The organism is Staphylococcus hyicus, assembly GCF_000816085.1.
GTDB lineage: Bacteria > Bacillota > Bacilli > Staphylococcales > Staphylococcaceae > Staphylococcus > Staphylococcus hyicus.
This window is the reverse complement of sequence record NZ_CP008747.1, coordinates 2,356,591-2,382,824: the sequence shown is the minus strand read 5'-3', so window position 1 is coordinate 2,382,824 and position 26,234 is coordinate 2,356,591. Positions and strand designations below refer to the sequence as shown.

Below are 26,234 nucleotides of genomic sequence, written 5' to 3'. Positions count from 1 at the left end.
CATGCATTCACTGCTACGACCTACAGAACTACGCGGTTTTTCATACTATAAATCATTCTACATAGGGTTATAGCATTCTTTATTATGCATAACAGTATTTAACTAAAATAAAACGATTAATAAGACACATAAGATGATAAATATAATGAGACAACTTGTCGCTATCCAAATGATTTTTTTATTATTGCCATGGTGTTGTTGATTTTCAAATTCTTGATATTCTGCCCATTGTTGTTCACGTTCTTTCGTTCTCAAACGGTCTTCTTCATTAACCTCTGTTGAATGCGGTGTTTCGACATCTTTGCGATTCATGATATTGCCTCCTTTTTAATTCCATACCCTAATTTTTATAGGTGTATCCGTTTATAGTTCACACTATAAGACACGTAATATATGCATGCGTAATCAGGCTACATTTACAATAAATTTTACTTTTGCGGAATTAAACATTATAGAAAACATGATAAAAACTAAAAAAACGTCGGAAGAGATTGAAAAAGTGCACTTAAACAGGGTATATTAGTAAGATAGCCGTACTAAAAAAAGACCGGAAGTGGGGTTCCGGCCTACACTAATAGCACGTGCTAAGAGGATTATTGTTGTTAGAAATTGAAATGAATTAGGATTGTCTGTATCAAAACTTGGAAAAATGATAGACATTCGAACGATTTTCAATTTCTAACACGTATGATTATAATGCATGAACATTAGAAACAAATTAAAATTGCTCAAATTATTTAACTTTTTCTCTATAAGTTTTAAAAATATTCAAAAAGGACAGCAAGGCATCCTAAATGTCTGGTATTTTTTGTATAGAATGACTATAAAATAAACTTAATTCCAAAGGTTTACACGTCACATGTTGTGTGCTATTATGGTGGACGTTGAATTCAATGTGATAGAAATAATTAGGTTTTCTAGGGTTCCGTATTTTCATAAATAGTCTGGTCCGAGAGAAAACCCATGTAATACGACATTACATGACACGGAAGGACAAAAGCCTGGGAGATTTATGCATACATAAGTCTCTCAGGTTCTTTTATTTGAGGAGGGTTGTATCATGAATTGGCTTAAATTAATCATTGGCGCGTGTTTTGAAGTGGCTTGGGTCATTGGAATTACACATGCGACAACGGTGGAAACATGGGTTTTGACGATTATAGCGATTGCAATGAGTTTCGCACTTTTACTTAATGCGAGTAAAACATTGCCAGTGGGTACAGCTTATGCGACGTTTGTCGGACTTGGGACAACCGGTGTTACGATTGTGGATTTTCTCATATTTGATGAACCATTTAATATGGTGAAACTGTTGTTCATCATTTGTTTATTACTATGCGTCATTGGGCTTAAGATGACGACAACAGAGGAGGCGACGTAATTGGCATGGATCTATTTAATCATCGCTGGACTGCTTGAAATGCTTGGGGTTGTATGTATGAATATTTATGCGCAACATCATAAAAAAATCGCCATTCTAGGTGTCGCACTCACATTTATGTTGAGTCTAACCACATTGTCACTTGCGCTACAGACGATACCCATGAGTACGGGGTATGCGATTTGGACTGGCATTGGTGCAGTAGGTGGCACACTAGTGAGTATTATCTTTTATGGTGAAAGTAAGCATGCATTACGTTTACTATGTATTGCGGTGATATTAGGATGTACCATCGGTTTAAAATTAATCAATTAAAGCGCACGATTTTATATAAAGGAAGGGTTTAGAAAATGAAGTTTATCATTACATGGCTATGTATGAGTATATTAGGATTTTTAGGTGTAACGTTACTTGCGGTAGTGGGGCATGATATCGACTGGATGAATATGACGCTTGGGGCCGTTTTATTCGGGTTGTTGCTCACATGGACGTTTTACCCCATTACGCCAAAAGACTTTTTAGGTCAACATCGTTAATAAGTTCAAGTTTTACGTCAACATGTAAGTGGAATAACACAAATACTGCTTTTAAGTATCTTTAAAGGAGGTATATGGTGAATATCATAAACGTATTGTCTGCGATAGGATCTGTCGGTACATTTGTGATGGCGTTATTCTATTTTATATCTGTCTCCGTACAACTTTATCAAATGAAAATGAGTTTTTTACCGGCACTTGGATTTAATCAAATATTGATGACCCGAGATGGCGATCATTTAACACTAAGAAATACGACAGATAAAGATAGTGACAACATGGGTGATGACTTTTTAAAACTGTACAATATGGGTGCAGGAGCGGCAAAAGAGCTCCAAATTAAAATTTACATTGATGAAGATAATGTGTTACAACAAAAATATGCCAGCATTTTACCGAGTAAAGAGGGGTATATGTTGCCTATTAATAATGAAGTGTTTCATGAGTTAGAAAGTACGATTCAAAATAATGGCTACGAATCTAATTTAAAAATTAAAATTCAATTTAAACACAATGCGAGTCGGAAACAACAAACACTTTATTTAAAAGGTAAAATTGATCATTTTAATAGTTATCAAGACCGTGATGTGTATGAACTTCAATTTATACAAACATCTGAAAACGATAATATGTAAGTTACATGATGAATGCGTCATCATTCATTTAAATATAAATTGGCCTTCAAAGTGCATTCTGTGATGGATTTTGAAGGCTTTTTTATATATTAAAATGTAGTCGCTTTTTGATGTTGGTAGTCTAACAACGTATGCGCCATTGTTAAATAAGGGATGTCGATGTGATGTTTTTGTGCTTGTCGCAATATATAACCTTGAATGTTTTCAACTTCTAAAGGCCGTTGATTCATAACGTCGTAGTACATACTTGTGCCCATATCATCAGGGTATCCTGCATAAATGGTCATGATTTCTTCAACGGTATGTGCATCAAAGTGAATACCTTCTGCTTTTGCCACTTGGCGTCCTTCTTCAATTAATTGACGACACACGTGTGCCATTGATGGCGACTTTAATACTTTTGCGGTATCACGTGAAAGTGCAGTCACGGAATTAATCCCTAAATTTACAAGAAGTTTATACCAAATTTGGCGTTCAATGTGTGGTTCTAGATCTAACGTTAAAGGCGTTTGTGAGAGTGCGTGTTGAAGGCGTTCGGTGTGCACATCTTTTTGAATGCGTAATCGGTAATCACGAAAATGAGTAATGCGTGTACCCTCTTTTTGACCGCTGATGTAGACAACAGCTGGATAAACATAGGCGTGCTTGATTTTCTCATGCTGTCCGTAACCATTTTGTGCCAGTATGATACGTGTATGTGGGTGTATCAAACGCTGTACATCAGATAAAATTGCATCCAGTTGCGTCGTTTTGACTGCGATAATTAACCAATCGTATTGCATGTCGGTCGTGTTCAACGCCTTGACCGTTATCGGAAAGGTCTCTTTCGTCGCATACTCATAAAATGTTAATGTTTCCTCGCGCTTACCTAAAAGATCAACGAGAAAAGCACTGTCTTCTAATGCATGGGCAATGCCAGTGCCGACAGCGCCGGGACCGATGATGCCAATTGTAGTCATATGAGTTGCTCCTTTCAGTGAATTGGATATACTTATCATGAAGTATATCAAAAAAGGGTGATGACATTGAAAACTTTAAGCCAATTACATCAAATGAAACGAGAGAATGAGAAAATTACGATGGTGACGGCATATGATTATCCGAGTGCCAAACAAGTAGAAGCTGCCGATATTGATATGATTTTAGTTGGGGATTCACTTGGGATGACGGTACTTGGATACGAGAGTACGGTTGAAGTGACGTTAGACGATATGTTACATCATAGTCGTGCGGTGCGCCGTGGTGCGCCAAATACATTTATTGTAGTAGATATGCCGTTTGGTTCAGTCGGTATTGACATGACAACAGATTTAAACAATGCAGTACGTTTATATCAACAAAGCGGAGGTAATGCGCTTAAAGTAGAAGGTGGACATTTAACACCATTTATTCAACAAGCTACACATATGGGTATTCCGATTGTCGCGCACCTCGGTCTTACACCACAAAGTGTGGGTATTTTAGGGTATAAAATGCAAGGCGCATCTAAAGCGGCCGCTACAAAATTGATCGAAGACGCAAAAGCAGTTGAAAAGGCGGGCGCAGTCGCGCTTGTACTTGAAGCCATTCCAAGTGACTTGGCAAAAGTTGTTTCAGAACAGCTTTCTATACCAGTCATTGGGATAGGTGCGGGTAAAGATACTGATGGTCAAGTGCTTGTCTATCATGATATGTTGAGTTACGGTGTGGATCGTTATGCAAAATTTGTAAAACAATATGGCGACTTCTCAGTCGGAATTGAAGCATTAAAAACGTATCATCAAGAAGTAAAAGCAGGTATGTTTCCTTCTGAAGCTTATATGTATCAAAAACAAATTATGGGTGAGTTCAATGACTAAAGTAATTACATCAATACAAGAGATGCAACAATTGACATCAAGATTACGTTTAGAAGGTAAAAGTATTGGCTTTGTGCCGACGATGGGTGCCTTACATGAAGGGCACTTAACGATGATGCGTCAATCGATTGAATATAACGACATCACGGTCATAAGTGTGTTCGTTAATCCATTACAATTTGGTCCGAATGAAGATTTTGATGCGTATCCACGACAGATTGAACAAGATACGGAAGCAGCACGACACATTGGTGTCGATTACGTCTTTTATCCAAGTGTAGAAGATATGTATCCCAATCGTTTAGATATTACGTTGAAAGTAGAACGTCTCGCATCTGTGTTAGAAGGAGAAAAACGACCAGGGCATTTTGATGGGGTAGTTACCGTTGTGAATAAATTGTTCAACATTGTACAACCCCATGTGGCCTATTTTGGTAAAAAAGATGCCCAACAATTGGCGATTGTGACTCAGATGGTAAAAGAAATGAATCATTCTGTAGTCATCGAAGGAGTAGACATCGTACGTGAACGCGACGGACTCGCTCGAAGTTCACGAAATGTGTATTTAACCGAGGCGGAGCGTCAACAAGCGCCACACTTATTCAAAAGTTTACAATTGGCACGCACAATGTATGAAGATGGAGAACGTCAAAGTGACATCATTATTGAAGCAGTCACGGAATATCTCAAAACGCATACCGATGGCACAATTGAAGAAGTGGCCATTTACAGTTATCCGGAATTAGTACAACAAACAACCATTTCTGGTCAGATTTTCATCTCTTTAGCTGTAAAATTTTCGAAAGCACGTTTAATAGATAATATTATTATTGGAGATGAAATAAAATGATAAGAACAATGATGCATAGTAAGGTTCATCGTGCACGCGTCACGGAGTCAAATTTAAATTATGTTGGCAGTATTACAATCGACCAAGATATACTTGATGCGGTGGATATATTACCCAATGAAAAAGTGGCAATTGTGAATAATAATAACGGAGCGCGTTTTGAAACGTACGTCATCGCTGGAGAAAGAGGAAGCGGTAAAATATGTTTGAATGGAGCGGCGTCACGTCTTGTTGAAGTCGGCGATATCGTCATTATCATGACGTATGTGCAACTGGATGACCAAGAACTGGCAACACATAGCCCGAAAGTCGCAGTAATGAATGAAAACAACGAAATTGACCACATGATTATTGAAAAAGAAAATACTGTTATCGTTTAAAAAAGTAAAATCCATGAATGGCTATAACGCTGCTCATGGATTTTTATTTTAATGAATATAATTGTGAGCGTGTACAGATCCAGCAGGTATCGTGCGCGTAGAAGTAATATATGGTGCAATGTAGTTCATCTCTGAAATGAGAATGCTTCCGTCTAAATTGACACGTTCGACATAAGCAACATGACCATAGGGACCTTCATAATTTTGCATAATTGCACCCACTTTAGGTGTTTTATTCACCGTAAATCCTTCGCTTGCTGCTTTTGCGGCCCAATTGCGCGCATCGCCCCAAAATGTACTAATGGTTTTTCCAGCTTGTGCACGTTTACTAAAGACGTACCAAGTACATTGACCTGCTGTATATAGATTGTTTTTACTCGTGTAAATCGGTTGGTCAATAATTTTACCGTTACCTAACGCGAGAGGTTTGCCATCGGGTGTTAAAGCATCCTCATTAAAGTGGAGAATTTGTAACTCTTCGTATAAAGTATCAGTATTAATCGATCGAATAAAGCCTTTTGCATCGCGCTTAAAAGCTTTAGATTCAGGAGCCACAGACCTAGATGCATCCTCATTCGGTGTCGTTGGCGGTGTTGGCGAAGGTGGCTGAGGTGACACAGGTGATACCGGAGCATGCACGGGTGGTGTCACAGGATATGGTGATTGAACGTGTACATGCGGTTGAGGTGCATAGGATTGATGAGGGGATACGGAATCATCATTCGATTGATGGTATCCATTTTTAGATCCGCGTACATCTCCATAAGAATATGTATAAGTCCCATCTTGGTGAATGTGAAATGTTGCATGAGGATGTTGTGCTTGATCTGCTTTTAATGATGCATATGAGGCGTCATTATGTATTGCGCCCAGTATGGTTAATGTAGATAAAGTTGTAACGCATTTAGAAATATAAGTACTCATGTTGTAACGCAGTTCCTTCTTTTAGAATTTAATGTTAGTATACACAAAAATGATAATAAGTGGAATGATAAATTGATTAATTGTATCTTGTATAAAAATTAAACTAGCTTAAATTCCTAGTGCTATCAATAATTTAACGTTTTAAAAGTAAAAGATTAAAGTAATTTTAAATAAACTATTTACATTAAGAAGTGAATTTTGTATCCTAAGTAGGAAGATTGAGTATAAAAATTTTAATGAATTTATATACGTCTAATTTTCAGCAATAGTTATTAATTGAAAACATCTAGGAGGTTATTTATTATGGCAATGATTAAGATGAGCCCTGAAGAAATCAGAGCAAAGTCTCAAGCATATGGGAATGGTTCTGAACAAATTCAACAAATTTTATCTGAGTTAACACGTGCGCAAGGCGAGATTGCTTCTAACTGGGAAGGTCAAGCTTTCAACCGTTTTGAAGAACAATTCCAACAATTAACACCTAAGGTAGAAAAGTTTGCGCAATTATTAGAAGAAATCAAGCAACAATTAAATAGCACTGCAGATGCTGTTCAAGAACAAGACCAACAATTATCGAACAACTTTGGTTTAAATTAATTTTTAGCGTACATAGTTGATAGATATATATGGGTTCGATTAATAACACATTGCTACCCATATAAAATAATTCCTTGATATAGACATAGTCGAATACAATTATAGGAATTTAAGATAGTGAGACTTAGATCAAATATATCATTTGAAATTTGTCTCACTTTTTATTTTATTAAGCGGGAAAAATGAGAGGAAACAACTAGAATGAAAAAGAAAAAATGGATTATTGGTGCTTTAGCAATTTTTATATTATTATCAGTCATTTTAGCCTTATTTATTATGACGCAAAATAAAGAAACGAAAGAGAATTCAAAGAATGACAATCCGCATAACGAAGGAAAAAACGTCAAAATTGCTATTGTCAATGAAGATCAACCTACAACATATAACGGCAGCAAAGTAGAACTCGGGAAACCTTTTGTAAAGATGCTTTCTCATGAGGATTCGCATGATTTTGAAACAGTTTCACGTCACGTAGCAGAAAATGGTTTGAAGCATGGCCAATATCAAGTCATGGTCGTGATTCCGAAAAACTTTTCAAAATTAGCCATGCAACTTGATGAAAAATCACCTTCTCAAATGACTTTACAGTACAAAACAGCGGTCGGCCAAAAAGAAAATGTCGCACGAGAAACAGAAAAAGTCGTAAGTGATTTACTAAGTCAATTCAACGAACGTTTAATCCAAATATACTTATCAAGTATTATCGACAATTTACATAACGCACAAAAAAATGTGGATGACATCATGTCAAGACAAGGGCTAGTGGATCAACGATTTTCTAATTATTTAGTTGACCCGTTAAATGATTTTCCAAGACTATTTACAGATTTAATGGTGCATTCTATTTCTGCAAATAAAGATATTACGACATGGATTCGTGAATATAATCAATCATTACTGAGCTCAGATTATAAAACATTCCAACTTCCATCTGATGAAAATGTGTCTACATTAGTGAATCAACAACAAGAGACATTCGCGCACTATCTATCAGAGTTTGACAAAACCATTGAGGATTATCAATCGCAAAAAGACAGCGTGGATTTATCACGTTATATTCAGCAACTACAAACGACTGATGAAGGGCTGAAACATTATAAAGAGATGAGTGATTCCTCTAAAGATGCTTATGAAGAAGCGTTCAAATCACACTTAGAAGACATAAAAAAAGAGATTGAAGCGGAAGAGTCACCTTTTACAGAGGACATGATTGATGTATATAAAGAAAAATTAACTGAATCGATGAAACATCAACTAGAAGAAAATCCAGAACTGAATGACGCGCTGTCACAAATGAAAGATCAAAATGAAAAGCTGCGTAATGATTTACTTCAAAATATGTTATCAACGATTCAAAAAGATCCAGCGCAACAAAATGATATGTATATCGCAAATCTGTCACACGATGATTTAACAAAAATTGGTTTGAGTGATGAAAAGGTAGAAGCATATCAAAAAATATTGACGAAATTGAATGAATTTAAGCGTAGTTACAATGAGGCCCATCCGAACAACCCAGTGGTTGAAGAGCCTTATCACAATGAACTAACAGCGGATGATACGTCTTCATTAATCTCAAAAGGTGTCTCTATAGAACGCAAAGAAACACTTAAGAGTAAAGATATTAATCAATTGTCAGTAGCGGTTGATAAAAACTTTGATTTTGACGGTGAGATTAAAATTAATGGCAAATCTTACGATATCAAAAATCAAGATATCAAATTAGATACCTCTGAGAAAACGTATAACGTTGAAGTTAAAGGTACAGCGAAATTAAAATCAGGAGAATCTTATAAAACGGCTTTTCTGAAAGATAAAACAATGCATTTACAACTGGTATTCGGTGCAGCGAACCAATCAGATGATAATACGTCTGATGGGCCGACAACGACGCCAGATACAGCAGATAAAGGTGATGTTAGCGTTGTAGATATTTCGATTCACCATAATTTAGAAGGGCTTTTAATTCATGCCGATGTGAAAGACCAATTGCGCGCGTTAGATCGTTTTGACAATTATTATGATATTTATAACAGTCAATACTTAACACCAAATGCACCTGAATTAAATAACGACACGATTATTAAAATGCTTGTCGATGAAGTGGTCAATGAAATGTCAGCATTCAAAAATGACAAAACTACAATTCTACAAAAAATAGATGAATTGAATCAATCTTCAAGTGATTTAATCTCAGAGATGCTACAAGGACAAGAAGGATTATTGGATAACCAAAAAGAATTAAGTGCGCTCATTAAAGAATTAGATGACACAAATCAAACATTCCAAGAGAATCCTAAAAAGCCTGAAGTTGATAAAGATAAAGAAGAAGACTTTGTGACATTGTCGACGAAAATAGATAAAGACATTCAAACACTGTCAGAACGAAGTACGCAATTATTAACAGATAGTCAAAAATCACAATCTACTGCTAATACAGTGAGCTCGGAACTGAACCAGTTAGATACGAATGTGACCCAGTTACATGCGAGTGGTCGTGCACTTGGGGAACGTGCGAATGCAATTAATCGTGATATGACAAATAACGCGAAACAAAATAAATTATTCGCAGAACACTTTGAACGCGTCTTAAAACATTCGAAAGACGGTGACAAGCAAAATGAAGCGTTAAAAGCCTTCATGAGTCATCCGATTCAGAAGAAAAACCTTGAAAATGTCCTTGCGAATAGTGATGAGAAGGATACAACCTCACCGAGTATTTTCGTATTATTAATGTATTTGATGTCAATGATGACTGCGTATGTCTTCTATAGTTATGAACGTGCTAAAGGTGAGTTGCAATTCATTCATAATCATTTTAGTCAACATAATAAGATTTGGAATAGTATCGCAGTGGCAGGTGTCATTTCAGGTGTTGCGTTATTAGAAGGACTTGTCATTGGACTTGTCGCAATGAATCAGTTTGAAATATTAGAAGGTTACCGCTTGAAATTCATCGTGATGGTTGTGTTAACGATGAGTGCTTTTGTACTTGTGAACACGTACTTATTAAGACAAATTCGTACAATCGGTATGTTGATGATGCTTGGGATTTTAGCCATTTACTTTGTGGCAATGAATCAACTAGGTCAAGGTTCAGCACAAACGACACTTGGAAAAATTTCGCCGTTATCATATGTGGATGCTGCATACTTTAATTTCTTAAATGCAGAACAGTCGACGTTACTTGTTGTGATTTTGCTGTTCGTGATTACAATCATTGGCTTTTTACTAAATCTAGTGATTAAGCCATTAAATAAAGTGAGATTATTCTAATGTTATTCGAAAGTATGTTGGCACTCTCTATACTCGGCACATCCGCGCATAACGGTGGTTTGGAAATCCAAGTTGATCAAGAAACGAAAGAAAATGTTAATAAAAATTTAAATGAATATGACACCCCGCTTTTCAACAAAGAAAGCGAGACATTAAATTCGGAAATTCAAAAAAAGAAATATGCACGTCAACAGACGATTAAACAATCTATGTTCGAAAATTATCAGCGATCTACCTCTCAGATCGCTGATACGAAACGAACATTGTTTGAAGAACATAAAGAACCAACAACGAAGGCCCCATACATTCAACAAGATCAAGAGAAAAACATCTTGCCCTACTTTTTGATGAGTGTAGGGGCTCTTTTTACAATAGGCTTTGCGATTTTAACTATATCTAAATGGAGAAAGCGTGAGAAACATGATGCAACATAAACGCGTGACGGTCGATTTTTCAAACTACAACAAAGGTACCTATGACTTGGCACTACCGATTTTATTGCCGATGCGTACATTAATTCCTTTAATTATGGATAGTTTAGATATTGAACTCACAAGAATACCAAAGTATGTCAAAATCACCACAAAACATCACTTGCTCGTTGAAAATGATCGATTAATAGATTTTCAAATAGCAGATGGTGACATTTTAAAAATGATTTAGGAGGCGACACTCGTGTCTGAAAAGAAATTACCGGAACTTAAAGATTTAGACGCTGATTTAACATCTGAACAGGACACACGTGCGTATTTAAGAGATATTCCTAAATCCGCCGTTAAACCTGAACATTATCATTTAATGTATTTACTCGAACAACGCGTGACGCACTTTTTAGATGGTGAAGTCACAGAGCTACAAGATTGTTTCCAAATTAATTATCATCTTCACGAAAATGTCGTGACGTACGATGCGATAAAGACGTTATCCAAAAATGAAAAACTACGTTATTTGCTGAATATCGCAAAACTAGAAGAACTACAACATACGCGCTATACATATGTGTTAGAACCTAAAGAGCTACATTTTACTAAAAATGGCTTGCCACTATTAAAAACGCGAGGTATACGTAACGTTATTGAACCATTACCTTATACGGAAAAAGAATTTTTGACACGTTATAAGGCACTTATTATTGAGGCTTTTAATGATAAAGTGCAATTTGAAAGTTTGGTAGAAGGCAATTTAGACCTTTATAAAGGTACACCTTTTGATCAACAAATTATTCAAGCGTCTAACTTACAAGATTTAAAAGCGGTTTTACAACGTCACTACAATCAACAAGAAGAAAATTATAAACATCACTACGCATACGTTCAAAAGAAACGATATGCACTGTATAAATGGGCTAGCATTGGGACGGCAATTTTAAGTGCTATTTTACTCGTATGTTTAGCGTACTTGTACTTTTTTGTGATGAAACACGATGCACAAGTTGACGCAGGATATAAGTCGTTTATTAAAGAATATTACACCCAAGTTTTAAATGATTATGAAAATGTGGACGCAAAAAGGTTAGATAAAGAAGCGTTATTCGCCTATGCGAAAAGTTATGTTGAAACAAACAAGCAAGGGCTTGAAAAAGAGAAAAAGAATAATGTGTTAAATCATATTACACCATCTGCCAATAAAGATTATTTGTTGTATTGGGTGGTGCTAGGACAAGGAGATATTGATGAAGCGCTAAATATCAGTACGTATTTAGAAGATAATGATTTAACAAAACTTGCATTAATCAATAAACTTAACGACATTAAAAACAATCCTAAATTGTCATCAGAAAAAAGAAGTGAACAGACGAAAAAATATAATGACAGACTGCAAGATATTTTAGATAAAGAAAAAGAAATTAAAGATGAAAAGTCTAAAGAACAAGAAGCATCCGCAAAACAAAATGATGAACGTCTAAAACAACAAGAAGAAAATGAGAAAAAACAAAAAGAACAGGCTCAAGAAGATCGAAAAAAACGTCAAGAAGCTGAAAGAAAAAATTAACGGATAAGAACTGAGGAACTTCTATGAATAAGTTGATGATACAATATGACAATCAATTAAAATGTCTGAATCTACAATCTCGTAAAACCTATATCATTAATGGTCAAGAAGACGGGAGTATCTCTTTTAAAGGTCTTCGTTCAGACATTACAATAACGCAAACACAATCGGGTACGTGGTATGTCGATGATTACCCATTACAATCCCAAACTTCCATCAATGGTGTAGACATAACATGGTTCACAGAGAATAATTTTCATGCATTTTATTTAAAGTCGGCACCAGTGATGACGCTTGGCCCAAATCCGTACGACGATGTGTATATCCCTGACCTAAAAAACACGTTAATTGTAAAAGGTATAGAAGACTATAAAACAACGCAATCCTTACAGTTCATTTATGATACTGATCACCCCGTCTTTATCAATTATGAGAAGCAGAACAGAGGTACGTACACGCTTTATATCGGAGACCATTTTTACTTAGAAGGGATGTTGATGGAATTACGAGAAGACGGTTTTTATCTCATCACTCAATATACAGTGAACAGCCAGTTGGTTCGCATGGATGTTGTGAAGCCAAGTGCAACAAAAGAACACTACCATGATTATCAACGATCGCCTAGAATGATTCACCGTGAACCGAAAGAACCGATAAAAATTGAAAAACCACCACAACCGGTTCAAAAAAATAACTCAGCAATATGGCGGTCAATCATACCACCACTCGTGATGATTGCATTAACAGTCGTCATCTTTTTAGTGCGACCGATAGGCATTTATATCATTATGATGATTGGAATGTGTTTAGTGACGATTACGTTTGGGATTACTTCTTACTTTTCAGATCGTAAACGGTATAAAAAAGAAGTGAAAGAACGAGAAACTGCGTATTTGAAATACTTAAGAGAAAAAACAACGCAAATTCATAAAGCGATGAATCAACAGCGATTTAGTTTAAATTTTCACTTTCCGACGTTACACGAAATTCAAGATATTATTGAAACGAAAGCACCACGTATTTATGAGAAAACCGTGCATCATCATGATTTTTTACATTATCGATTAGGCGTGGCCGATATCGATAAATCATTCAAAATCGATTATCACAAAGAGGAATTCAATCAACGTCGTGATTTCTTATTCGATGAAGCTAAAAAATTAAATGATTTTTATCAAAAGCTAGAACAAGCTCCATTAATTAATGACTTAACACATGGACCAGTGGCCTATGTTGGTGAACGGCGTCACATCCTCACGCAATTAGAACAAACGTTATTACAACTTGCAACTTTTCATAGTTATCACGAAGTAGAATTTCTCATTGTAATGGATGAACATGAGCGCGAGGCTTTCCAATGGACGAGATGGATACCACATATGAACCTGCGTCATCACAACATACGTAGTTTCGTATATAACCAAAGAACTCGCGATCAAATTTTGACCTCTGTCTACACAATGATTAAAGAACGTGTGCAACACGTGAGAGAATTACAACAAAGTGAACAAGTGATTTTCACACCACATTTAGTGTTTATTATTACGGATATGTCTCGCATTTTAGATCATGTCATTTTGGAATATATCAACCAAGATTTAACACCTTATGGCATCTCACTCGTATTTGTAGAAGATGTCGTAGAAAGTCTGCCAGAACATGTAAAAACAATAGTAGACATTAAGAGTGAAACTGAAGGCGAATTACTGATGAAAGCAGGCGAATTGGTTCAATTGAAATTTACGCCTGTCAGTGCCAATGGCGTGGATAAAGATTATGTGGCGCGTCGTTTAGCCAATTTGAACCATGTAGAACAAATGAAAAACGCGATTCCTGAAAGTATTACATTTTTAGATATGTATCAAGTCGAAAATGTGGAAGCGCTCAATGTCAAGCAACGTTGGCGTGAAAATGAAACGTATAAAACAATGGCAGTCCCACTAGGCGTGAGAGGTAAAGATGACATCCTTTATTTAAACTTACATGAAAAAGCACATGGCCCTCACGGACTCATAGCCGGGACAACAGGTTCAGGTAAATCTGAAATTATACAATCTTACATTTTGTCATTAGCAGTCAATTTCCATCCTCACGAAGTGGCATTTTTACTTATCGACTACAAAGGTGGGGGTATGGCGAACTTGTTTAAAGATTTAGCACATCTTGTGGGTACGATTACAAACCTTGATGGGGATGAAGCGATGCGTGCGTTAACATCGATTAAAGCAGAATTACGTCGTCGTCAACGCCTTTTTGGGGAACATGATGTCAACCATATCAATCATTACCACAAACTTTTCAAAGAAGGTGTCGCAAAAGACCCAATGCCACACCTATTCATCATTTCCGATGAGTTTGCGGAGTTGAAATCGGAACAACCTGAATTTATGAAAGAGCTTGTGTCCACAGCACGTATTGGACGTTCATTAGGGATTCACCTTATTCTTGCGACACAAAAACCTTCAGGGGTTGTAGATGATCAAATTTGGTCTAATTCGAAATTTAAGTTGGCATTGAAAGTTCAAGACAAACAAGATAGTAATGAAATTTTAAAAACACCTGACGCTGCAGATATCACGTTACCTGGACGTGCGTATTTACAAGTAGGTAATAATGAAATTTATGAACTTTTCCAATCTGCATACAGCGGAGGTACGTATGACCAAACAGGGGCACATGCTGAAACAGAAGATCAAACCATTTATTTGATTAATGACTATGGACAATTACAAGCTATTAATAAAGATTTGAGTGGATTAGAAGAAGTAGAAACAGCGTCAAATGAGACAGAACTTGAAGCGGTGATTCGTCATTTACAAGACGTTACAACAGCAATGAATGTCCCGCGTGTCAAACGTCCATGGTTACCACCACTACCGTCGCACGTGTATCAAAGTGACTTGGTTGAAACCGCATTTCAACAGTTATGGGATGATCAATTAAAGCCTGTGACGCTGACATTAGGATTAAAAGACGTACCAGAAGCACAATATCAAGGACCACTTGAACTAAAATTAAACCAAGCTGGTCATGTGGCAGTTATCGGAAGTCCTGGATACGGCCGTTCGACATTTTTACACAATGTGATTTTTGATATTGCGCGCCATTACCGTCCAGATCAAGCACATATGTACTTATTTGATTTCGGTACAAATGGCTTAATTCCAGTCGTGGATGTACCTCATGTGGCCGATTACTTTACCGCGGACCAAGAGGATAAAATTAAAAAAGCGCTCAAACGTATCCATGAAGCGGTTAGCGAACGTAAAAAAATACTAAGTCAAAACCGTGTCGTTAATTTAGAACAATATTATCAATTTACAGGCAATACAGTTCCGAATTTCTTCATCATCATTGATAACTACGACACAATTAAAGAAACACCGTACCAAGAAGCATTTGAAGCTATGATGACAAAACTGACACGTGAAGGGCTCGCGTTAGGTATGTATTTAATTTTAACTGGGTCTAATACAAGCAGTATACGCACACCGATTTACACAAACATTAAAACAAAGATTGCCCTATATCTCTTTGAACATAGTGAAATTACAAATGTCATCGGTTCGTATAAAAAAGGCGTGAAAGATATTAAGGGGCGTGCGGTAATCAATGATGACTACTATACACAGTTCCAAATCTCCTTGCCATTTAAACCTGAAGAAGGTTTGACATATAATGATCAAATTCAAAATGAAATTGCTGTGATGAAAGAAAACTTTGTAGGTGATATGCCAGCACATATTCCTATGATGCCTGAAAAAGTATTGCGTACCGAGTTGGAAAAAGAATATAATTTAGAGGATATTGTAACAAAATCACATCAAATTCCATTAGGATTAGATTTTGAAACTGTAAAATTAGTTCGATTAGATTTAAATGCACCAAGTATCGTGGCGGCAATAAAGCCAATTGAACAAGAGCATTTAAATGACATCATCCTAAATTACCTAGGTATTTATAAACAACAAGAAACTGTCATATTAGTAGATGCCGATGAAAATATGGAGAGATTTTCAAACAAAGTAACGTCTTATTACGCAAGTGCTACCGAACTTTCAATGATTCGAAAAGGCTTTATTCAAGAAATCGAAGCGAGAAAAACAGGAAAGCGTTCATGTGAAGAAAGAAAAGTGGTATTCATAAATAACATCAAACGATTTGTGCAAGTCACAGGGGTAACAGAAGATGAAGTACGTCGATTATTTAATGAAGCACCTACATATAACATTATGATCATCGCAAGTGGTTTGTATTCAGATACAATCGGTGCTTATGACAAACAAAGTAAAATGATGACGCGTATTGTAAACCAAGCCGTTATTAGTCATAAAATATCTGAACAAGAATTTTTACCAGTTAAAAACCAATATGGCGAACCAGAATTGAAAACAAGAGAATGTTATATGGTGAAAAACCAAGAATATCAAAAACTGATGCTAATGGAGTGATAATATGGTCATCAAATTGGGAGAAACAGATGTTACTGCAATAATAGATAAAATGAAAACAAGTGCCAATCAATTGTCAGTATCTGACAGTGAAGCACATTTGTCAGAAACAAATTTAATTACGTTTAAAGAATATGAAACCATGTTCAAAAATTATAAAGCCGCTCTTGATAATTATAAAACCATCACTTCGCAAGATTCAGATGCAATGTTGGGTGCAGTTCAAGCAATCGTCCAAAATGATCAAGATATTGCGAATCAAATTAAACACAATTAGGGGAGGCGTGTTTGAGTGGGGAAAAGTGAGATACGTGCACTTATAGCAGCCAAACAAAGAGAAGCGCAAATTATTGAAAATGAATTAACAAAACTTAGACGCGAACGAGAGGAATTAAATAGAGCTTATGAGAAAGTCAAAACGCATAATGAGGCATTTAGTGATACTTTAAATGAATTTAAAGGTATTAATATCGCTAGTAGTCACTGGAAAGGTCAAACAAAATCGAAAAGTGATGAGCACTTAGAAAATCTTACAACTTCTGCCGATGATGTTAAAACTAAGATTGTAGAAGCAAGAGACGCTCTTGAAAGTGACGTTAGTAAAAAAGATGATGAGATTTCAGATGCAGAATCTAGATTGAATGCGACGAATTTTGCAATTTCAGGTTTAGAGGCCTTACTTTAAAATATGGAGGTGAAATAATGGGTGTAAAAGTTAATATGAATGAAGTTCAAAATATGAAAAACGCCATCAAATCTGAGTTGGATAAAACAAATGGTGATGTCGATGCGTTAAAAGAAAGTATGGCGTCACTCATTAATACTGATCAATTTAAAGGTGCAACGGCATCAAGCGTTAAATCATATACGAAAACATTCCATTATCAGTCGATTAATAAAATAAAAAATACCAATAAAGATTATGTGGCTGATATGGATAAATCTATCAGCAAGTTCAGTAATCAGGTGGATAACGATGAAGCAGCGATATTACATGAAGATAAAATAAAAACATATAAAGACGACATTTCTAAAAAAGTAAAGTCTATGAAAGAAACGATTGAATACGTTAACAATTGGATTGACACAGTGAATACCTTAACGACAGCACAAAAAGTTAAGAATGAGGATTTAACCTCAAAAGCAACAACGTTTAAAGATCATGTGGACGATACGATTGATAAGTTAGTTAATTTTGATGCAGTTAATTCTACGGATGGGGATTTAACAAATAACTTGATCACAGAACTCAAAGGGTTAACAACATATGTGAAAAATGATTTACCAGCCAATCGTTCATCAATTTCAGGCACTTCTGGAAAGATTGAAAGTGCAATCATCCGTCATCAAACCAGTGAAGAACTAAAAAGATGGCAAAAGTTTCTCGAAAAATGTAGTGACGAAATGAACGCTTTTCCTCCTAAAACCAAAAAAGGGTTGAATGCTCTAAAACAAGCTGGACGTGAAATGTTAGCGTTAAAAGCAATAGGTAATGGTGATATTCTTGCTGGTTACAATAAATTTATGAGTACTAGAAATGTTAACGAATTAATCGACAACATGTCACCTAAACAATTAAAAAATATGGCATTATATATGCATACAGATATAGATAATGTAAATCTAAAAAATCTTTTAAAAAGTTCGGGGGAATTTGTGAAAAACAACCCTTTTAAAAAAGGGAATCTTGTCGATTGGATGAAAAATGTCCAAAACTTAGACAGTAAAACGAGCGCGTTATTAAAAGAAGAGTTAAAAGATAAAAACTTCCAATATAAATTTGGGGATTCTAAGCAATTCTTTGATAAAGCTGAAATGAAAAAAGCAGCCTCTACTGAATTCAAAAATACATTTTCATCGCAAAATTTTAGAGACAATATACTTAAGAAGGAAAATTTTAAATCTAGAACAGCGGCAACTAAAAATTTAAAAAATTATGTAGATGAAGGATTAAAAACATTAAAAGGTGACTTCACTTCTAAAAACGTCATTGGTAAACTGAAACATAGCATGAAATTAGGGGGGAAAGTGTTAAAACCTTTAGCCCTTGTCTCCGCAATTACCGATAATTTAGATGAAAAATCGGCTAAAGAGATGATTGTGGGGATGGGCGTTGATTTAGGAGCAATTGGTGCTAGCGCTGCAGCAGGGGCTGCGATAGGAACAGCCATACCTATTCCAGTTGTAGGGACACTTCTTGGAGCAGCGGTGGGAATTGGTGTAGGCTACCTTCTAGATTCGAAACTACCTGGTATGGATAAATCACTTACAGACGTAGCTAAATCAAGTATTAATAAAGGTTTAGATGCAGGTGCCAACGTTGTTAAATCAGGGTGGAATAATGTTACAAGTGGGTTTAAAACGATATTTAATTAGAGGAGAGAGACCATGTTAGAGACTTATGCTACAAATTTAAAGAAGTCGTATTTGAAACCTTTTATTATCTTTTTGATGATATTAATTGTTTTATTTAATTCAGTGATGATATATTCTACAAATATATGGAATGATATACCCATTTATTTGTATATTACTTATGCTGTATGGATGATATTTAATTTGATTATATTCAAGCTTGATAGCTTTGAAAATGTTAAAGCTAATAAAATAAGCGCTACAAAATATTTAATTATAAATGTAATTACTGGATACATCCAACCTATTGCTGTAGCATCTTGTTATTTAATAGGAATTGTTTTTACTCCTTGGAATGGAATATTTTACTGGATGAATATAATTGGGGCAGTTTTACTTTCTGTTGTTGCAATTTCTATATTTTCTTTAAATGAATTTCATTTAATAGTTGATAAAGCCAAAACATCATTAAATCTGTTGGCAATATTGATAAAGCTAGCAAGCTTAGGTTGGTTAGCATATTTAGCTATAACGGTACCGACTACTGCTGAAGAGAATAGTTTTATTTGGGTTAGTATATTATTTTTGCTTTGCATTGATTTACTAGTTTTACGATCGTTTTTTAACTATGCACTTGTGATAAGAACATTAAACGGTGACTTTGAAGAATTGAGTGATAATTAATCAAATAAAATCTAAGTATATTAATCATACAATAATTCTATACGACAATATTATTAGAAATTATTTTAGTTACTCTATGTATTTATACGAATGTGAACTTAAGAAGAAGGGTGAATGTTAGTGGATGTAGGCATGTTAATGATGCCCTATTGTGCCAAGATCACTTTTGATATTGATGAAAATGAAGATTGGTTAGAGGGTTTAGACACGGTTAATACGTTTTTTGTAGATGAGGATATTTATCCAACGGGACCTATTATTTTTAAGAGAGAAACAGTGGGATTAGGAGAGGTTGAATATACAGCGTTTATCGCATTAAATCAACCGATTCAAGATGTTCCTGACTTGAATATTGAATACGTGGATAAGTTAGAAGTAGCTCCGACATTAATTGAAAAATGTTTTGACGAAGAAGAATTTGAGTTGGTTTATAAAAAAATTGAATTCATTGCTCAGGAAAATGGTTTTCACCTTAAAGATCAACCATATTACCACGTGATGATTGATTATCCTGGAGGCAAAGCTTTTGAAATACATGCTGAAATAGAGTCGATAGAAGGTACAGACGATGAATAAGACCAGTTACAGTTCTATCATGTTAAAAAATGTAGCGTATAAGTCTTATGTGAATGTTGAGATTGATGATATGGAAAAAGTGTTTCAAGATTTTGTGAAAAGTTGTATGGATAGAGATGCTGAACCAGTGGGCGATTTAACCTATGCAATCACACATATAAATCAACAAAAACAAATGAATGTTTTTGTTTGTATACCAGTTTCAAAAGGGTTCTTACCTGATGACGAACTCGGTTTTCGTAGTTATTTTACACTAAATAAAATGCTGCACGGAAGAATAGTGACAGATAACTTTATAGAAGATGAGATAGCTTTGTTAGAAGAAATGAATCAATTTGCTGAAGAAAATAATTTAACTTTTGTTTCGCCTTATTATCACACATTGAAAACCAATTATAAAGGCACGCATGCGTGGATAGATGTAAAGGCAAAAGTATGTGAAAAAGAATCATAATTTTGATGCGCTTTCTATGGATATCATCAAAATTTTTATAATATTACATAATTTTAGAAGGAGACATTACAGATGAAAGAACAAGGTAAAGCTTTAAAAGTATGGGCATGGGTATTTATCGTCCTTACAATTGTTACACCATTATTTGCGATTGGAAGTATAATTTGTAGTATTAAATACAAAAAATATAATCCTGAAAAAGGGGCTAAATTATTAAACATTGCGATTATCGTAGGTATCGTAGTATTTGTACTTAATGTTTTGAAAATCACAGGAATTATATAGGATTTTAACGCATAACGTCACGTTATGCGTAATTTTTAAAACCAAACTATGGCGTGCAAAATATAATAAGGAGAATCATTATGATATATATTGTTTTATTCGGTTTGTTTGTGATTTTTTATGCCGCAATCATGTCGAGTCTTTTTAAAATTGAAGGTGGATTATTCATCAGTTTACTCATTGATTTAGGGATAATTATCGCACTCATTGTGATTTATGTTATTGGGGGACATCTTGAGCTCCATGATTTAAGAAATTATTTAGTGTTCACTTATTTTGGATCTTATATTTATATGTATTTCACGATTAAAACATTTTGGACCAAGCCAAGACTTTTAAAATATATGGTTGAAAAAGAACAAAATCAAGATGAAGAACAATTGGAAGTTCAAGAATCTGACTTGCGTTCTTCAAGAGTTCGTACGGTTTATTATTTGATCATTTCTGTAGTGTTAATGTGGTTCACACATATACATATGCATCCGCTTCTACAAGAAGATATCATTTCAGTCGATCCAGCCATAATTTTTATAGGATTTATAATTACAATCATTTGGTTGATTTTAGATATTTATCGAAAAATTAAATATGGTGTATTTTTGTTTAAAACCATTGTGCCATTAGTCGTTACACTTTATATATTCGTCAATTCAATTGTTCTGTATTTACCCTATGTGTAGGAAAGAAGTGTAAATTAAAATGGATGAAAAAAATGCGATTAATAGTTTGGGAGGAATACGAGACTCGTTATAAGTATATTAGGATTTGTCATTATTGGTTTTACAAGTATAACTTTATTTAATGGTCTGGATTATGAAAATATTCCCTTGTATTTAAAAATATCCACTCTAATACAGCTAATTATTATCATTATAAGCATCCTACAGTGGATTCCATTTGTAAAAATCAATCCTACATCGAGTAAGTTAAAAAGAAAAGGTATGCTAAATTTTTATCAATCATTAATGTGCTTTCTTGTGTGAATGCCATCTTAGCTTTTAACAATTTGTTTTACTATATGGGAATTCAGCATAATGTAGACTTATATGAATATTGGTTACACAACACTGTAACAATGATAATGAGTTTTCTATTGCTTTCTATCGGTGCATTAATGATGCTAAATGAAGGTAAAATTATCGCTCGATTCGCTAATGGAAAAACGAGGTCGAAAATTGGCTTAGTAGCATTATTACTTTCGAATTTTATTTACATTACTAAGTTTTTAGAATACTTATCAATTCCAAATATAGCAGACTCTAAATTCCTGGTTTCAGGATCCATATTAATAATTATACCGTTACACTTTGTTACCTTTATGTTTATTAAAAGATATGTTGATTATAAAATTGTCGAAAAAATTATGATAGTAGAATAGCTATAAAAGGTGGTAAAAACCGCACTTTGATATATATGAAATAAAGCTTATGAGTTGGGAGGGCGACATGTTAGAAACGTATATTACAAATTTGAAGAAATCACATATGAAACCGTTCATCATTTTTATCATTATTTTTGTATTATTTTTTGATGTGGTTATTTTGAATCTGTCGAATGCATGGTTTGACATACCTATATATTTATATGTGACATATGCTATGTGGATGATTTTTAATGTCATATTGATGTTTCAAGATAGCTATAAAATATACAGATTAATAGGATTAGTGCTCTTCGCTATCTAGTCATAAATGTAATAGCGGGTTATTTACAACCTATCGCAATGGCTTCTATATACTTAATCTGTATCATAAAGACACCGTGGCATGGCCTAATGTATTTGTACTCTATTATAGGAGCGGTTATTTTATCGTTTTTAGCCATACTCATTTTTTCTTTGAATGAATTTCATATTGTCGTTAAAAAGGCTAGGAGTTCAATAAATATATTCGCCATTATATTGAAGTTAATAAGTTTAGCGTGGATAGGTTATTTATTTTGGACAGTACCAACCATGGCTGAGGAAAACAATTTCTTTGGAATGAGTATCATAGTCATATCGTGTATTGATTTGTTAATCTTGAGATCATTCTTTTCTTATGCACTCTTCATGGATGAATTACGTAATGGTCCATACAAAATGGAATCCCACCAATCAAATGTTCAATAATGTTTCGCGGGAAGCTTAAGTGACACGTCGGTGTTGCGACTTAAGCTTCTTTTATATATATCGATTTATATGTCACATACACATCAATGATTTGTGTCACGTCAATTAACTAAATGATTCTAAATTAAGAATATGATACGTATATAAAGCTTTAATCTTAACAATTTAGTGTCGTTAATTCTTAAATTTTTTATGATTTATCTTTTTTTCGTTGCGTTTTCAAAAATAATGTGACATACTCATATTTATTAGTATGACATATTAAACTATTTGAGGTGAAACAGTATGACGAAATACATTTATGCTTTTGATGAAGGTCAAAAAGACATGAAGGATTTGCTTGGTGGTAAAGGTGCGAACTTATCTGAAATGAAACGTCTTGGCTTACCAGTTCCTGATGGTTTTACGATTACAACAGAAGCGTGTATTGAATACTTAAAACAAGGTGAGACACTTCCTGAGGCTGTCATCACACAATTAAAAGAACAATTAGAAGCTTTTTCAACGCGTACGGGTAAAGCGTTCTCAGATGATCAAAATTTACTTCTTGTATCTGTACGTAGTGGTGCGAAGATTTCCATGCCAGGTATGATGGACACGATTTTAAACTTGGGGCTTAATGATAACAACGTTGAAAAATTAGCACAAAAAACAAATGATGCGCGTTTTTCTTATGACTGTTACCGTCGTTTACTTCAAATGTTTGGTGAAGTCGTTTACAACATTCCGATGCATGCGTTCCATACATATTTTGAAGGCTATAAAAAGGAACATGGTTATGAAACGGATGCGGATATTCCAGCTGAAGGCCTTAAAACCATTTGTGAAAAATATAAAGAAGTCTATGTAGAGGAAGTGTTTAAACCGTTCCCTCAAGAGCCACTGACACAATTAACTGAAGCGGTTGAAGCGGTATTTAAGTCTTGGGATAACGACCGTGCCCGTGTGTATCGTGATTTAAATGATATTCCACATGATATTGGTACGGCTGTCAACGTCCAAGAGATGGTGTTCGGAAATAGTGGTGACCAAAGTGGTACAGGTGTAGCATTTACACGCAATCCTGTATCTGGTGAAGCGAAACTTTTCGGTGAATATTTATTAAATGCGCAAGGTGAAGATGTCGTAGCGGGGATTCGTACGCCGAAAGACATTCAAACGTTAAAAGATCAAATGCCACATGTGCATCAAGAATTTGTAGAGGTTTCTGAACAATTAGAAGCGCATTATAAAGATATGCAAGATATTGAGTTTACGATTGAAAATGAGAAGCTCTATATTTTACAAACACGTAACGGTAAACGTACGGCGAAAGCAGCGATGAAAATTGCCGTAGACCTTGTAGAAGAAGGGGTTATTTCTAAAGAAGAAGCGATGACAAAAGTAGATGTGAAATCTATCGATACATTACTTCATCCAACATTTGAAGAGAAAGCACTCGCAAATGCTGAAGTGGTATCGCAATCTGGTTTGCCTGCAAGCCCTGGTGCTGCGGTAGGTCACATCGTCTTTACGGCTGAAGAAGCGAAGGCACGCGCTGAACAAGGTGAGAAGGTCATTTTAATGCGCCCTGAAACATCCCCTGAAGATATTGAAGGCATGATCGCAAGTGAAGCGATTGTCACGACGCATGGTGGGATGACATCGCATGCGGCAGTAGTTGCTCGTGGGATGGGTAAATGTTGTGTGACTGGATGTTCAAATCTAGAAATCAACACGGTTGAAAAAGTAATCACGTATCCAGGTGGTACACTGCATGAAGGAGATATGGTATCTGTTGATGGCGCAAATGGTGACATTTACGCTGGTAAAGTTGAAACAACAAATGCAGAGCATAGTGAAGAGTTTGAACAATTTATGCAATGGGCGGAAGATATTGCACGTCTGAATGTCCGCATGAATGCTGAGACGAAACCTGATATTGAAGCGGGTTACCAATTTAACGCGAAAGGTATTGGCCTTGTGCGTACGGAGCATATGTTCTTTGGTGCAGAGCGTCTTGTTGAAATGCGTCGTTTTATCTTATCTTCAGATGAAGAGACACGCATCCAAGCTCTAAATCAAATTCGTGAATACCAAACTGAAGATTTTGAACACATTTTCCGTTTATCAGGTGAACGTCCATCAATCGTTCGTTTGTTAGACCCACCATTACATGAATTTTTACCTAAAGCGGGTGAAGAAGTCACGAATGTCGCACAACAATTAGGTATTTCGGAAGACAAATTAAATAAGCGTATCGCTGAACTTCACGAAACGAATCCGATGTTAGGTCACCGTGGTTGTCGTCTTGCGATTACGTACCCAGAATTGTACGTGATGCAAGCGGAAGCGATTATGACAAGTGTGGCACGTTTAAAAGCTGAAGGTATCGCGTGTCAGCCTGAAATTATGATTCCACTCGTATCAACGGTTGAAGAATTTACGACATTGAAAACACAAATTGTTGAAAGTATTAAAGGGATTGAAGCACAAACAGGTCAATCATTAAATTACCTCATCGGTACAATGATTGAAACACCACGCGCATGTATGGTAGCCGGTGCACTCGCAAAAGAATGTGATTTCTTTAGTTTCGGTACGAATGACTTAACGCAATTAACATATGGATTCTCACGTGACGATGCGGGTAAATTCATTAATGACTATATCCAAGGTGGCATCTTAGAGGTTGACCCTTTCCAAACGCTCGATGTGAATGGTGTCGGTGCGATGATACAAACTGCGGTAGACCAAGCAAAACAAGCGAAGCCAACGATTAAAATTGGCGTATGTGGTGAACTGGGTGGTGACCCTAAATCTATCCATCACTTCAACGGAATGCAAATTGATTATGTTTCATGTTCACCATTCCGTGTCCCTGGTGCAATTTTAGCGACAGCTCAAAGTGTTGTGGAAAGCGGGCGATAA

General features: G+C 35.4%; 28 protein-coding genes, 1 pseudogene and 1 riboswitch. Of the genes and pseudogenes, 26 read left to right on the top strand and 3 right to left on the bottom strand.

Translation table 11 applies throughout. From position 1 onward, the window contains the following. Positions 1-102 precede the first annotated feature (102 nt). On the bottom strand, positions 103-312 hold the full coding sequence (locus tag SHYC_RS11335; protein ID WP_039647229.1) for a hypothetical protein: 210 nt from the start codon (positions 310-312) through the stop codon (positions 103-105). A 594-nt stretch (positions 313-906) separates the two neighbouring features. Then, a riboswitch (guanidine-I (ykkC/yxkD leader) is annotated at positions 907-1,010 on the top strand. A 50-nt stretch (positions 1,011-1,060) separates the two neighbouring features. On the opposite strand from SHYC_RS11335, the gene SHYC_RS11330 reads away from it, so the two are divergent. From SHYC_RS11330 to SHYC_RS11315, 4 genes are all read left to right on the top strand, one after another. Further along, positions 1,061-1,381: a DMT family transporter gene (locus tag SHYC_RS11330; protein ID WP_039647227.1), complete on the top strand. Its 321-nt coding sequence runs from the start codon at positions 1,061-1,063 to the stop codon at positions 1,379-1,381. Next, the gene (locus tag SHYC_RS11325) at positions 1,382-1,696 is read left to right on the top strand and encodes a DMT family transporter (protein WP_037564979.1); all 315 of its coding nucleotides are present in this window, start codon (positions 1,382-1,384) and stop codon (positions 1,694-1,696) included. Positions 1,697-1,731: 35 nt separating this feature from the next. Then, complete coding sequence (locus tag SHYC_RS11320) at positions 1,732-1,917, top strand: hypothetical protein (protein ID WP_039647224.1); 186 nt, start codon at positions 1,732-1,734, stop codon at positions 1,915-1,917. Between the two features lie 83 nt (positions 1,918-2,000). Next, entirely contained in the window at positions 2,001-2,552 is a 552-nt protein-coding gene (locus tag SHYC_RS11315; protein ID WP_039647750.1) for a hypothetical protein, read from the top strand. Positions 2,553-2,641: 89 nt separating this feature from the next. Here the strand turns inward: SHYC_RS11315 and SHYC_RS11310 are convergent, their stop codons facing one another. Continuing rightward, positions 2,642-3,511, bottom strand: a complete 870-nt coding sequence (locus SHYC_RS11310; RefSeq protein WP_039647222.1) for an oxidoreductase — start codon at positions 3,509-3,511, stop codon at positions 2,642-2,644. Between the two features lie 66 nt (positions 3,512-3,577). On the opposite strand from SHYC_RS11310, the gene panB reads away from it, so the two are divergent. The 3 genes from panB to panD are packed head-to-tail and all read left to right on the top strand — an operon-like array spanning position 3,578 to position 5,620. Then, positions 3,578-4,390, top strand: coding sequence for a 3-methyl-2-oxobutanoate hydroxymethyltransferase (panB, locus tag SHYC_RS11305; RefSeq protein ID WP_039647219.1), 813 nt, complete (start codon positions 3,578-3,580; stop codon positions 4,388-4,390). Next, positions 4,383-5,240, top strand: a complete 858-nt coding sequence (gene panC, locus SHYC_RS11300) for a pantoate--beta-alanine ligase (RefSeq protein WP_039647217.1) — start codon at positions 4,383-4,385, stop codon at positions 5,238-5,240. The genes panB and panC overlap by 8 nt, the downstream gene beginning before the upstream one ends. Further along, on the top strand, positions 5,237-5,620 hold the full coding sequence (gene panD / locus SHYC_RS11295) for an aspartate 1-decarboxylase (RefSeq protein WP_039647216.1): 384 nt from the start codon (positions 5,237-5,239) through the stop codon (positions 5,618-5,620). The genes panC and panD overlap by 4 nt, the downstream gene beginning before the upstream one ends. A gap of 48 nt (positions 5,621-5,668) precedes the next feature. Here panD and SHYC_RS11290 read toward each other — a convergent pair whose 3' ends face one another. After that, on the bottom strand, positions 5,669-6,544 hold the full coding sequence (locus tag SHYC_RS11290; protein WP_039647214.1) for a CHAP domain-containing protein: 876 nt from the start codon (positions 6,542-6,544) through the stop codon (positions 5,669-5,671). 303 nt (positions 6,545-6,847) lie between these two features. Between SHYC_RS11290 and SHYC_RS11285 the strand changes: the two genes are divergently transcribed. The 19 genes and pseudogenes from SHYC_RS11285 (at position 6,848) to ppdK (ending at position 26,234) form a co-directional block, all read left to right on the top strand. Continuing rightward, positions 6,848-7,141 (top strand): WXG100 family type VII secretion target, encoded by a 294-nt coding sequence (locus SHYC_RS11285; protein WP_039647212.1) that lies wholly within the window; start codon positions 6,848-6,850, stop codon positions 7,139-7,141. A gap of 201 nt (positions 7,142-7,342) precedes the next feature. Beyond that, entirely contained in the window at positions 7,343-10,417 is a 3,075-nt protein-coding gene (esaA, locus tag SHYC_RS11280) for a type VII secretion protein EsaA (protein WP_039647210.1), read from the top strand. After that, positions 10,417-10,851, top strand: coding sequence for a type VII secretion protein EssA (gene essA / locus SHYC_RS11275; RefSeq protein ID WP_039647208.1), 435 nt, complete (start codon positions 10,417-10,419; stop codon positions 10,849-10,851). Before esaA ends, essA begins: the two co-directional genes overlap by 1 nt. Beyond that, positions 10,838-11,080 carry an EsaB/YukD family protein gene (locus tag SHYC_RS11270; protein ID WP_039647206.1) on the top strand — a complete coding sequence of 81 codons (243 nt, stop codon included), beginning with the start codon at positions 10,838-10,840 and terminating at the stop codon, positions 11,078-11,080. The genes essA and SHYC_RS11270 overlap by 14 nt, the downstream gene beginning before the upstream one ends. A gap of 12 nt (positions 11,081-11,092) precedes the next feature. Beyond that, positions 11,093-12,409, top strand: coding sequence for a type VII secretion protein EssB (essB, locus tag SHYC_RS11265; protein ID WP_039647204.1), 1,317 nt, complete (start codon positions 11,093-11,095; stop codon positions 12,407-12,409). A 23-nt stretch (positions 12,410-12,432) separates the two neighbouring features. Beyond that, positions 12,433-16,860, top strand: coding sequence for a type VII secretion protein EssC (gene essC / locus SHYC_RS11260; RefSeq protein WP_039647202.1), 4,428 nt, complete (start codon positions 12,433-12,435; stop codon positions 16,858-16,860). A gap of 4 nt (positions 16,861-16,864) precedes the next feature. Beyond that, the gene (locus SHYC_RS11255) at positions 16,865-17,137 is read left to right on the top strand and encodes a DUF5344 family protein (RefSeq protein ID WP_039647200.1); all 273 of its coding nucleotides are present in this window, start codon (positions 16,865-16,867) and stop codon (positions 17,135-17,137) included. A gap of 15 nt (positions 17,138-17,152) precedes the next feature. Continuing rightward, positions 17,153-17,545 (top strand): YwqH-like family protein, encoded by a 393-nt coding sequence (locus SHYC_RS11250; RefSeq protein ID WP_052257855.1) that lies wholly within the window; start codon positions 17,153-17,155, stop codon positions 17,543-17,545. A 17-nt stretch (positions 17,546-17,562) separates the two neighbouring features. Beyond that, complete coding sequence (locus SHYC_RS11245) at positions 17,563-19,236, top strand: T7SS effector LXG polymorphic toxin (protein WP_039647198.1); 1,674 nt, start codon at positions 17,563-17,565, stop codon at positions 19,234-19,236. 12 nt (positions 19,237-19,248) lie between these two features. After that, positions 19,249-19,899, top strand: a complete 651-nt coding sequence (locus SHYC_RS11240) for a DUF5079 family protein (RefSeq protein ID WP_039647196.1) — start codon at positions 19,249-19,251, stop codon at positions 19,897-19,899. A 114-nt stretch (positions 19,900-20,013) separates the two neighbouring features. Further along, the gene (locus SHYC_RS11235; protein ID WP_231912778.1) at positions 20,014-20,475 is read left to right on the top strand and encodes a DUF5085 family protein; all 462 of its coding nucleotides are present in this window, start codon (positions 20,014-20,016) and stop codon (positions 20,473-20,475) included. After that, on the top strand, positions 20,468-20,929 hold the full coding sequence (locus SHYC_RS11230) for a DUF5085 family protein (protein WP_039647194.1): 462 nt from the start codon (positions 20,468-20,470) through the stop codon (positions 20,927-20,929). Before SHYC_RS11235 ends, SHYC_RS11230 begins: the two co-directional genes overlap by 8 nt. 72 nt (positions 20,930-21,001) lie before the next feature. Then, positions 21,002-21,214, top strand: a complete 213-nt coding sequence (locus SHYC_RS11225) for a hypothetical protein (RefSeq protein WP_039647193.1) — start codon at positions 21,002-21,004, stop codon at positions 21,212-21,214. A gap of 80 nt (positions 21,215-21,294) precedes the next feature. After that, positions 21,295-21,894, top strand: coding sequence for a DUF5080 family protein (locus SHYC_RS11220; protein ID WP_039647191.1), 600 nt, complete (start codon positions 21,295-21,297; stop codon positions 21,892-21,894). A gap of 69 nt (positions 21,895-21,963) precedes the next feature. Beyond that, positions 21,964-22,197, top strand: coding sequence for a DUF5079 family protein (locus tag SHYC_RS12660; RefSeq protein ID WP_082021561.1), 234 nt, complete (start codon positions 21,964-21,966; stop codon positions 22,195-22,197). Further along, a pseudogene (locus tag SHYC_RS12655) lies at positions 22,158-22,592 on the top strand (DUF5079 family protein); the annotation flags it as partial. The gene SHYC_RS12660 and the pseudogene SHYC_RS12655, both read left to right, overlap by 40 nt. A 67-nt stretch (positions 22,593-22,659) precedes the next feature. After that, on the top strand, positions 22,660-22,899 hold the full coding sequence (locus SHYC_RS11210) for a hypothetical protein (RefSeq protein WP_039647189.1): 240 nt from the start codon (positions 22,660-22,662) through the stop codon (positions 22,897-22,899). 38 nt (positions 22,900-22,937) lie between these two features. Further along, entirely contained in the window at positions 22,938-23,324 is a 387-nt protein-coding gene (locus tag SHYC_RS12650; RefSeq protein ID WP_371664988.1) for a hypothetical protein, read from the top strand. A 285-nt stretch (positions 23,325-23,609) separates the two neighbouring features. Beyond that, positions 23,610-26,234, top strand: a complete 2,625-nt coding sequence (gene ppdK, locus SHYC_RS11205; RefSeq protein WP_039647187.1) for a pyruvate, phosphate dikinase — start codon at positions 23,610-23,612, stop codon at positions 26,232-26,234.

Bases quoted from the DNA above. Each gene is read 5' to 3' on its own strand.
- SHYC_RS11335 (WP_039647229.1), bottom strand. From the start codon at position 312: ATGAATCGCAAAGATGTCGAAACACCGCATTCAACAGAGGTTAATGAA.
- SHYC_RS11330 (WP_039647227.1), top strand. From the start codon at position 1,061: ATGAATTGGCTTAAATTAATCATTGGCGCGTGTTTTGAAGTGGCTTGG.
- SHYC_RS11320 (WP_039647224.1), top strand. From the start codon at position 1,732: ATGAAGTTTATCATTACATGGCTATGTATGAGTATATTAGGATTTTTA.
- SHYC_RS11310 (WP_039647222.1), bottom strand. From the start codon at position 3,511: ATGACTACAATTGGCATCATCGGTCCCGGCGCTGTCGGCACTGGCATT.
- panC (WP_039647217.1), top strand. From the start codon at position 4,383: ATGACTAAAGTAATTACATCAATACAAGAGATGCAACAATTGACATCA.
- panD (WP_039647216.1), top strand. From the start codon at position 5,237: ATGATAAGAACAATGATGCATAGTAAGGTTCATCGTGCACGCGTCACG.
- SHYC_RS11290 (WP_039647214.1), bottom strand. From the start codon at position 6,544: ATGAGTACTTATATTTCTAAATGCGTTACAACTTTATCTACATTAACC.
- SHYC_RS11285 (WP_039647212.1), top strand. From the start codon at position 6,848: ATGGCAATGATTAAGATGAGCCCTGAAGAAATCAGAGCAAAGTCTCAA.
- esaA (WP_039647210.1), top strand. From the start codon at position 7,343: ATGAAAAAGAAAAAATGGATTATTGGTGCTTTAGCAATTTTTATATTA.
- essA (WP_039647208.1), top strand. From the start codon at position 10,417: ATGTTATTCGAAAGTATGTTGGCACTCTCTATACTCGGCACATCCGCG.
- SHYC_RS11270 (WP_039647206.1), top strand. From the start codon at position 10,838: ATGATGCAACATAAACGCGTGACGGTCGATTTTTCAAACTACAACAAA.
- essC (WP_039647202.1), top strand. From the start codon at position 12,433: ATGAATAAGTTGATGATACAATATGACAATCAATTAAAATGTCTGAAT.
- SHYC_RS11255 (WP_039647200.1), top strand. From the start codon at position 16,865: ATGGTCATCAAATTGGGAGAAACAGATGTTACTGCAATAATAGATAAA.
- SHYC_RS11245 (WP_039647198.1), top strand. From the start codon at position 17,563: ATGGGTGTAAAAGTTAATATGAATGAAGTTCAAAATATGAAAAACGCC.
- SHYC_RS11240 (WP_039647196.1), top strand. From the start codon at position 19,249: ATGTTAGAGACTTATGCTACAAATTTAAAGAAGTCGTATTTGAAACCT.
- SHYC_RS11235 (WP_231912778.1), top strand. From the start codon at position 20,014: ATGTTAGTGGATGTAGGCATGTTAATGATGCCCTATTGTGCCAAGATC.
- SHYC_RS11230 (WP_039647194.1), top strand. From the start codon at position 20,468: ATGAATAAGACCAGTTACAGTTCTATCATGTTAAAAAATGTAGCGTAT.
- SHYC_RS11225 (WP_039647193.1), top strand. From the start codon at position 21,002: ATGAAAGAACAAGGTAAAGCTTTAAAAGTATGGGCATGGGTATTTATC.
- SHYC_RS11220 (WP_039647191.1), top strand. From the start codon at position 21,295: ATGATATATATTGTTTTATTCGGTTTGTTTGTGATTTTTTATGCCGCA.
- SHYC_RS11210 (WP_039647189.1), top strand. From the start codon at position 22,660: ATGTTAGAAACGTATATTACAAATTTGAAGAAATCACATATGAAACCG.
- SHYC_RS12650 (WP_371664988.1), top strand. From the start codon at position 22,938: ATGGCTTCTATATACTTAATCTGTATCATAAAGACACCGTGGCATGGC.
- ppdK (WP_039647187.1), top strand. From the start codon at position 23,610: ATGACGAAATACATTTATGCTTTTGATGAAGGTCAAAAAGACATGAAG.